Source organism: Natrinema soli, assembly GCF_028618695.1.
In genome coordinates this window covers 1-1316 of record NZ_JAQIVI010000423.1, presented here as the reverse complement: position 1 = coordinate 1316, position 1316 = coordinate 1, and the positions used below count along the sequence as shown (strand labels likewise).

The 1316-nt window shown below is 63.1% G+C and carries 4 protein-coding genes; 2 read left to right on the top strand and 2 right to left on the bottom strand.

What is annotated here, in order from left to right; translation table 11 throughout:
• Window positions 1–186 (bottom strand): hypothetical protein (locus tag PGX04_RS23075; RefSeq protein ID WP_273740655.1); only part of this gene is annotated, 186 nt, incomplete at its 3' end.
• Between the two features lie 9 nt (window positions 187–195).
• Complete coding sequence (locus PGX04_RS23070; RefSeq protein WP_273740654.1) at window positions 196–327, bottom strand: rubrerythrin-like domain-containing protein; 132 nt, start codon at window positions 325–327, stop codon at window positions 196–198.
• Between the two features lie 236 nt (window positions 328–563).
• Between PGX04_RS23070 and PGX04_RS23065 the strand changes: the two genes are divergently transcribed.
• A complete protein-coding gene (locus tag PGX04_RS23065) occupies window positions 564–746 on the top strand; it encodes a DUF7501 family protein (RefSeq protein ID WP_273740653.1) in 183 nt (60 codons plus the stop codon).
• Between the two features lie 151 nt (window positions 747–897).
• On the top strand, window positions 898–1316 hold a 419-nt coding region (locus tag PGX04_RS23060; protein ID WP_273740652.1), incomplete at its 3' end, for a class I SAM-dependent methyltransferase.

Sequence of the window (1316 nt, the reverse complement as noted above, 5' to 3'; positions counted from 1 at the left end):
GCCGGCGACGGCGCGATCGGAGTTGGGGCCGCCCTCGTCGGACTCGTCCTGATCGGCGTCGCGGTGGGACTCGCCCGCTGACGGGTAGTGCGGTGGTCCAGCCGCTGACGTGGCGTCGCGGAAACCGCAAAACAGGGCCACTTCGGCGGCACCGCTCGAGGGAGCCGACATCGTACTGGCCGGCACGGGACTCGGCTACTCGCGGATCAACTCGACGTTTCGCATCTCGCCCCCGCACTGCTGGCAGGTGCTGAGGAGTGTGTCACCAACCGTTTCCCGCCGGCCACAGTGGACGCACACGTACTCACGTTGCTCCTCGAGTGTCATGTGGTAACATATACACTGGATCGGGTTAACTCTTTTTATGGTACACCCGTGCCGGACGGACAGCGAGGCGATGGCCTGACCGCGATCGCCGCCGCTCGTCTCGGTACGTGGACCGGACTCGACTGAAACGATTCGAACCGACGGATCTTGTATCATTGTCATTATATGGCATATTAATTGTAATAGATCCTAGCGGACGAGACTTATATGATAGTTCCTGATAGATTCCGGTACCGATGGCAGCCACTACGACGACAGACTGGAGCGACCCGATCACCTGTCCGTTCTGCGGAGACGAGCTCGCCTCGCCCGGTGCCGGATTCGTCGATCACATTCACGACAACGCCGAGTGTGAGAAGGGGTTCGAACACTGGCGGGAGAACATCGCCGGCGACCTCGCGGGCGAGTGGGCCGGGTAAGGCGATAGCCGGTCGGTCACATTCGAGTCGGTTCGTTTCCCTCGCTTTCGCCAATCAGACTGAGCTGCAATGAGCGTCTCACCCTCATTTGAGTCGTGCGTCCCGTACTCGACAACACAACGCGGAAGTCCGGTCGGCCCGGACCAGCCGTATGGGCTATCACACGTTTCCGGTCGATCGCGCGGACGCGCTCGAGGATCCCGGTCGCTACCGGTACTGTTCCCGCGAGGAACTACTGGCGATGCTCGAGCCGTCGGCCGACGGCGTCGTGGCCGATCTCGGCTCGGGAACGGGATTCTACGCGGACGACGTCGCACCGTTCGTCGAGACGCTGTACGCCGTCGACGTGCAGTCTGCGATGCACGATCGGTATCGGGAGAAGGGCGTCCCCGATAGCGTCCAGTTCGTCACGGCCGAGATTTCGTCGCTCCCGTTCGACGACGATCACCTCGACGGTGCGTACTCGACGATGACTCACCACGAGTACGCGTCACCGGAGGCGTCGGCCGCCGCCGGCGAACCCGACGGCGCGCTCGAGGAGCTCGCACGAGTGATCCGTCCCGGCGGCCG